This is a genomic window from Bacillus sp. JJ722 (genome assembly GCF_036963345.1).
Taxonomy (GTDB): Bacteria; Bacillota; Bacilli; order Bacillales; family DSM-1321; genus Bacillus_AD.
Genome location: NZ_JBALMO010000213.1, coordinates 28,278 through 35,830, shown reverse-complemented (window position 1 = coordinate 35,830; position 7,553 = coordinate 28,278). Strand labels below are relative to the sequence as shown.

The 7,553-nt window shown below is 33.6% G+C and carries 7 protein-coding genes; 3 read left to right on the top strand and 4 right to left on the bottom strand.

Translation table 11 applies throughout. The features are described from left to right. Nucleotides 1-67 precede the first annotated feature (67 nt). Nucleotides 68-733: a DUF3885 domain-containing protein gene (locus V7014_RS21345; RefSeq protein ID WP_335510111.1), complete on the top strand. Its 666-nt coding sequence runs from the start codon at nucleotides 68-70 to the stop codon at nucleotides 731-733. A gap of 138 nt (nucleotides 734-871) precedes the next feature. Here V7014_RS21345 and V7014_RS21340 read toward each other — a convergent pair whose 3' ends face one another. Beyond that, the gene (locus V7014_RS21340) at nucleotides 872-1,798 is read right to left on the bottom strand and encodes a ketopantoate reductase family protein (protein WP_335510110.1); all 927 of its coding nucleotides are present in this window, start codon (nucleotides 1,796-1,798) and stop codon (nucleotides 872-874) included. A 320-nt stretch (nucleotides 1,799-2,118) separates the two neighbouring features. Here V7014_RS21340 and V7014_RS21335 point away from each other — a divergent pair, with 320 nt between their 5' ends. Further along, entirely contained in the window at nucleotides 2,119-2,658 is a 540-nt protein-coding gene (locus V7014_RS21335; RefSeq protein WP_335510107.1) for a hypothetical protein, read from the top strand. A 59-nt stretch (nucleotides 2,659-2,717) separates the two neighbouring features. Beyond that, entirely contained in the window at nucleotides 2,718-3,482 is a 765-nt protein-coding gene (locus V7014_RS21330) for a uracil-DNA glycosylase family protein (protein ID WP_335510106.1), read from the top strand. A gap of 114 nt (nucleotides 3,483-3,596) precedes the next feature. Here the strand turns inward: V7014_RS21330 and V7014_RS21325 are convergent, their stop codons facing one another. The 3 genes from V7014_RS21325 to V7014_RS21315 all read right to left on the bottom strand — a co-directional run. Continuing rightward, complete coding sequence (locus tag V7014_RS21325) at nucleotides 3,597-4,016, bottom strand: GNAT family N-acetyltransferase (protein ID WP_335510105.1); 420 nt, start codon at nucleotides 4,014-4,016, stop codon at nucleotides 3,597-3,599. Between the two features lie 755 nt (nucleotides 4,017-4,771). Beyond that, nucleotides 4,772-6,115: an MFS transporter gene (locus V7014_RS21320; protein ID WP_335510103.1), complete on the bottom strand. Its 1,344-nt coding sequence runs from the start codon at nucleotides 6,113-6,115 to the stop codon at nucleotides 4,772-4,774. A 295-nt stretch (nucleotides 6,116-6,410) separates the two neighbouring features. Then, the coding region (locus V7014_RS21315) for an ROK family transcriptional regulator (RefSeq protein ID WP_335510101.1) at nucleotides 6,411-7,553 on the bottom strand (1,143 nt) is incomplete at its 5' end.

Sequence of the window (7,553 nt, the reverse complement as noted above, 5' to 3'; positions counted from 1 at the left end):
CTTTTGAAAATACATTTTAATAGAAGCCATTAATCGATCCTTTATTAAAAACATAGGAGAACTAATCATGATAACTAATTTACACACATTCATTAATCAGTATTTTGAAGGTTTAATACTCAGACCTTCTCTCTTTTATTCATGGAATTACAGTATTCGATTTGAAATTGCTAATCCAGAAATGGAACATGTGGATAAACGAAATCTTTATCAAATTAAAGAAAGAAGTACTGGTATTTTCAATCAAGTAATTCATGATACTGATGAAATACTTCTTGTTACCGACGTTCATTGTGAAAAAAATGATAACTTCTTGCACAAAAAACCAACTAAAGTATACAAAAAATATATTAAGAGCAAAGAAGTGTTGAGAAAATTGCAGTATCATTTATTGCCTAATGTGTTTACAGAGGAAGATTTTGAAGAAGATAATATGGTTACCCACAGATTTGTATTAGCTTGTAAAAAGAAAGATATACGATACAGTCAGCTACTATCAGCAATAAGTTATGAAGATTACTCACATCCAACGCGCATCTTAAAAAATTACTATCGTCCGGGTTATGATATTTACTTCTTAAACGTTACTAAAAAAATGATTTATCACTTATATGATGATCGAGGCTGTGATGTAATAGCATCAAATAAAGAAAATTTATTTTCGCTATATAAAGAATTGAATAACTGGATTTTAGACTATGATCGTAAACAGATTGATCAATTGTTCAAATAAGGTAAAAACCAAAGAAAGGGGCTGTCTAATAAGTCCTCAAACAAACAGGGTGCCAGAAAGTTAGTAAAAACTGACTTTCTGAACACCCCTTTTTTCGCGTACGTTAAATCACTAATCCCTTCACTTCAACAAATCGTATTAATGAATAACATACCGCTCTTCGATTTCATTAATCTTCTCATACAAATCTTCATTCACAGGTGTAACAACTCCATACTTCTTCCCTAATTTCACTACTGTTCCAGCAAATAGTTCTACTTCACTGAATCGTTTTGCTTCCACATCTTGAGCCATTGACGGTTTTCCATTTGGACTTAATGTACCTAATACTTTCAGCCAATAATATAAATCTTCTTCCGTTAAATGAACGCCTATTTTTTCTGATAATGCGATTACTTCTCGCATGGCCGCAATCATTGTTTCTCTTGCTTTTCCTTCTCTTTGTACTCCACCATAATTACTTTTATACACAGCAACCGTTTGGTTTACTCCAACATTCAGCATAAATTTACCCCATTGGCGTCTATACATATCTGGATCTAATTCAAATGGAACATCCGTTAGTTCAAAGAAAGCCGCTAAATCCTTCGCATTCTGCGAGACTTGACTAGGGTCTTTATCACCAAAGCAGAGCATACCCATATTGTCGTAGGTCAGTTTATTTCCAACCTTAACCGCATCCATACCTTGTGCAACACAATACAATACTCGATTCATTCCATAAGCTTCCCCAATAATTTCTTCACTTGTAATGCCATTCAATAAAGAAATAATAATCGTGTGTTCGCCAATATGATTCTTCACTGCTTTAATAGTATCTTCTAATCCATTAGATTTAACAGAAATGATAAGCAAATCTGCTGGATCACACACTTCATTAGGCGTAACATAATTAAAACGACACTCTTCTCCATTACTATAAATCTTGTTACTCTCATATCTCTTAATCCGATTATGATCAGCTATAATTCTTAAATCCTCTTTACCCATTTTCTTACATAAATGATGTCCAAACAAAACACCCAATGCACCCAATCCAATAATCGATACTTTTTTTATTTCCATAAACCTTTAACGCCCTTTCTCTTTTTTTAAATTCTATCATAAATTATTGAATTTTCTGTATGTTACACAAAGATACTATAATGTGAAAGATTAAGATGAACTTCTTTTTTAAAAATCTAGTCTCAACACTACAGATAGCGTATACAACGTTATACAACTAAACAAAACCCTTATATAAAACTATAAAAAAATATGTGAAAAACTCAAAAGTTTGTATAAATCTATTACTATTAATATAATTATTATAGAATTATACGTGTAAATAGTTAGTTGTGTATACATCGTATACACAACTATTAATCGATTAAGGAGGTTTTTTAATGGAACACGAGGTAAAAACTGACCATATTATGATGAGACTAAAAAGAGAAGGCGATGAAGTTATAAAAGAACTCATTGTAGATTGTGCAAATTTAGGTTTGGGTAGACACGACCTTGTGCGAAGAGCTTTGTTTGAGTTTTGGATATCTTTAGAAGGTAAACCTGTCGACTACGACCTTTTCCCACCGGTATTAGATGTGGAACGCATAAAAAATGAAGCTATACATATGAGATTTCGTCCCGACTCCCCTTCAGATCGAATCATTAAAGAATATCTAGACGGAAAGGCAAGTAATGAAGTAGAAAAAAATCAAATTGTATCTAAAGCATTATTAAATTACATAAATTCTCAACTAGACGTAGGTTTTGCTCAACCTTCCCCAATAAAGGTTCTTGAAAATGAACAGCTTATTAAAGATCAACAAGCTGAAATAGTTTTCTTAAAAGAACAACTAAAAAACCAAGACGAGTTTATTAAAGGTGTACTTGCATTAAACGACAAAATAAGTAAAGTAAACCGCAAGAATTTACTCGAATAGTTATGATTTTTCACTTTAAGTAACTACATAAAAAAAAGTGCAATAAAGGAGACATTATCTTGGCGATCGCAAACTACTCTAAATTCGAACATTATAAGAGCTTGATTCAATCATTACCTACCCCTCTAACAGAGGATTCGATGAGAAGCGAAGCTTTTTTATTAGAAACAGACCCGAAGAAAAAATTAGAAATCTATTACGCTCCATTTGAATACATCAATGAACAAGCGAAAGTAGTCATTGTTGGAATCACACCTGGTTTACATCAAATGAAAATGTCCTTTTCAACCGTATTAGATGCAAAGAACCAATTAAATAACGATGAAGACATCCTTCATCAAGTAAAGAACAATTCAAGTTTTGAAGGGCCAATGCGAAAGAATTTAGTTCAAATGCTAGATGAACTAGGCTTAAATGAATACTTAGGGTTAGATTCTACAATCGAGCTTTTCGATGAAGCCAGTCACTTAGTCCAAACGACTTCCGTTATTCCCTACCCTGTATTCCGTGACGGTAAGAACTACAGTGGTTCAGCTCCTAAAATATTAAAGACCGAAGTATTAAAACGATATGCTACGGAATACTTTGCTAAAGAAATGAGCAATTTTGATCAGGCACTTATTATTCCTTTAGGTGTTAATGTTTCAGAAGTATTAAGCTATTTAGCAGACAACCACATCCTGAATCGGGATTGTCTTCTTACAGGCTTCCCTCATCCTTCTGGAGCAAACGGAAAGCGAAAAGAACACTTCGAAATGAATAAAGAACAGATGAAAGAAATGATACGCGCTCACTTTCAAAAAGAAGCTGCTATTAAGTTTTGATCATAAAAAATGAACCGCTTCGTTTACATAAAGTGGTTCATTTTTTTCATCTATGTTCTTTTTTGCTTGAAGAAGCGGCTGATAATAGCCGCCTCTTCTTTATTTCCAACATCACTATTTATCCAATACCAGGAACATCCCTGTCATTCCAGGCGAATGGTCTTTGAATCCCAACTTTTCATAAAACTTATCTTTTCCATGTGATGCAAATAGACCGACAAAACCAGCTCCAGAACAATTAACATTTATATAGTTTAGTAGTTTGTCGATAATTTTCTTACCAATTCCCTTACTTTGATACTCGGGTAATACAGCTACATCTTGTATATAATAGTACATTGCTCCATCACCAACAATCCGTCCCATACCGATTACGTTTCCATCACTTATTGCAACTACGCAGTAGACTGAATTAGCAATTGATTGTTCAGTCATCTCTATATTAACTTTTCCCCAACCAACCGCTTCCCATAATGTTTTATGTTCCAAAACAGTTGGGGAACGTTCAATGATTTCGTATTGTTTGTTTATCATATTTAACCACCTAACTTTAGAATTGGTGGTCGTTTATACATAGCAACCACCATATATTACTTGATTTTTCTGATTTTGAACTCCATGTTTTTCAGCTCCCTTCTTACTCCAAAGTATAGTTCTTATGTTTGAACTAAACAACAGAATTCCCCCTTATTTGTTGTCATAAAACCCTGTGTCAATTTGTTTGTACACAGATTTAACCTCGTTCGCCCCTTGATATTTTACTTATTTGATTGTCCCACACATAATAGATACAATTCCTCAAACACTTATCATTCCTACATTCTTCACCCTTTCAATGTTCTTCCATACATAATATAGTTGTGCACAAATCACACATTTTCTTCAACTTGTTCTGCCACGACTTTATTAATTTGAGAATAACGTTTTGGTAGACAAACACGAAAAAGGCTTGAGACATAAGGATTTCTCCTTTTTCCAAACCTTTTTTCACTCGTTTCACACGACTTTATTTTGATTTTGCTACGAGTTTATTATGCATAGCAAGGGTTTATTACTTTACAATTTCAACCTCGACGAAGCAACACTCCTACATCGCTTGGATGGTGATTACAGATTTACCTTTACCTAGACCGCCTTCAAAAACCATTACTTGTTTCTTCTCATTTTTTACATACTCTAATGCAAGAATAAAGGCATCTTTACTTTTTGTTCGTCAATCTTAAATTGAATTGAGAGATAAAATAAATTATAGTGAATTTTATCTCTCAATTCTATCCCCATCCTTAATTTTAATTAGCTTGAGTGTTTAAAGATTGTTTAGTAGTTATCACTTTTTTACCCTGTTGATTTGCTAAGAATACAGATAATGCAGCAATAACTCCTGGAAGAGCAAATGCCATAAAGTTTAACTGTAAAGTTAAATTTGATGCAAGTAAAAAACCACCAATAGTAGGTCCAAGTATTGCGCCAATTCGTCCAACTCCTAATGCCCATCCTAGTGCTGTTGAGCGCATGGTAATCGGATAAAATTGGGAAGTATAAGAATGTGTAAGGTTTTGCGTTCCAACGGTTGCAGCTCCTGCAAGCGCTACCAAAATATACAATAGAGTCATATTTGTTGCATATCCAAGACTTGTAATCGTAACAGCCGCAATCACAAAGAACAGAATTAGCGCCTTGCCAACACCCCAGCGATCTGCTACCCATCCCATCAAAATCGCACCGACTGTAGCTCCGACATTTAACGCTAGAAGGAAGCTCAGGCTTGAACCAAGAGGGAATCCAGCTTCATTCATGAATTTAGGTAACCATGTATTCAACCCATAGATCATTAGTAGTGACATAATGTACGTTAACCAAATCACCACCGTTAATAAAGCTCTGTTTTGAGTAAATAATTCCTTAACTGGTGATGAATCTTGTTTTGGTTTATTTAAAACGAAAGTTTCATTTACAGCTGGTTGATAGGTTGAATTAACCTTTACAAGAATATCTTGTATCTCTTTATGATCATTTTTAGCAATTAACGTCCCTACTGAGTCAGGTAATAATTTCACTAAGAAAGGCAGGAACAATAATGGAAGGGCACCAAAAAAGAATAGGGACTCCCAACCAAAAATAGAGATAAAAACCATACTTAAAAATGCTGCAACAACACCGCCAATGGAATATCCAACCATAATCGTAGCAATCATCCGGCTACGCATTCCTTCAGGAGAGTATTCACTAATTAGTCCAATGACATTTGGCATCATCCCACCTAATCCTAAACCAGTAATGAATCGGAACAATCCAAACATTTCTGGACTTGGAGCAAATCCCGTAAGAAGCATAAATAAACTAAAGATAAAAACACAAATCAAGATAATCTTTTTTCGACCTAATTTATCTGCCAATGTTCCAAATATTAACGCTCCAAACATCATGCCAAATAAGGCATAGCTTCCATATATCCCTGCCTGAACAGCAGAAATTCCCCATTCATTCATTAAAGTAGGAACTACTGCTCCATAGATGGTTAAATCGTATCCATCAAACAACATTAATAGTGCACCCCAAAAAAGTAACATGCCATGAAACTTATTAAACTTTGTTTTTTCAATCATTTGTTCCGCATTTGTTGTGATCCGCATTGCCTTCTCCCCTTTAATTACATCTCCTTAATCAAATGCCTAAACAGATTAAAAATAAATAAGTGATATGCCTTACGGTAAAATATTTAACTTTATTAGCTGCATTTGTGCTTCCTTCTGCACTATCTACTAAATTACTGAATCATTCCCCCTCCTATTTTGACTAAAATAGATTTAATCTAGATTTAAATATATTGCATTATGGTAATTAAATCCTTTTTGGAATAAATAAACCATTAAATTTAATTTAATCTAAATTATCTGAAAAATCAATATATTATAGGTGATTTATTAATTATTCTTCAAAATAGGAGTTAAATAATAAAATAGCAGCTCCCATGGCAGCTGTATTCTCTTTATAAGTACCTTGAGAAAATTGCAAGTCTCTTTTTATGTGTAAATTTTGTTTTGTATTTTTTACTATTTGTTCATAATAACCATCAATTTCATAAATAAACGGGCCATTTAAAACAACCAATTCGGGATTAAATAAATGTATTAGATTGGAGAGGCCAACACTTAAATAGTGGGTTGAACGTAAAATTACTTCTTGTATTAATTGATCCCCTTGTTTGAAATACTCTACCATGTCAGTAGGGGATGCTTTTTGCAACAGCTCTTCACTAATATTGCCTAACATAATATTCTCTTCTTTTAATTCATGAAGAATGTTTTTGAATGATGTATAAGCTATCATACAACCCTTTTTACCGCAGAAACACTCCTTTCCATCTGCGTCAATAATCATATGGGCATAAGCGCCGGCATCTGCGTATTGATCATGTAAGACTGTCCCATTTATCAAGACACCACAGTCAATTACCCAACCTCCACTTACTAAGTATAGAATATTTTTATGGTTAAATTTAGTCTCATGATACTCAGCCATCACCCCTGCATTGGCTCCTTTTTGCATGATTACCTTGACGGGGAACATATCTTGAATCATGCGGACAATCGGCACATTTCTCCAGTTTGGGGCAAGAAAGAATTCAGGTTCTATAATAATTCCCTCCTCATAATTTAAAGGACCAATAGCAGCAACTCCAATACCTAAAAGATCATCTGTACCAAAATGATATTTCTCCATAAAACCTTGAATTGATCGCTGTATAAGCATTAAACAGAAATCAGGTGTATGCATAGTTGTCATCTTAAATGATTCCTGGGTAATTTGTTTACATTTAAGATTAAGCAATACGATACTCATTTTCATTCTTGTAATATGGATACCAATTATATAATTAATATCTTCCTGAATGTCGTATAAGATAGGTCTGCGTCCAACGCTGGATTCTAAATAACCACTTTCCTTGATAAATTTATTTTCTAATAATTCATCAAGCATCCGAACTAAAGTTGTTTTTTTAATTTTTGTCCTTTCAATAATCTCTTTTTTTGTGATGGGACCGTACTTATAAATCAGTAAATATAACAT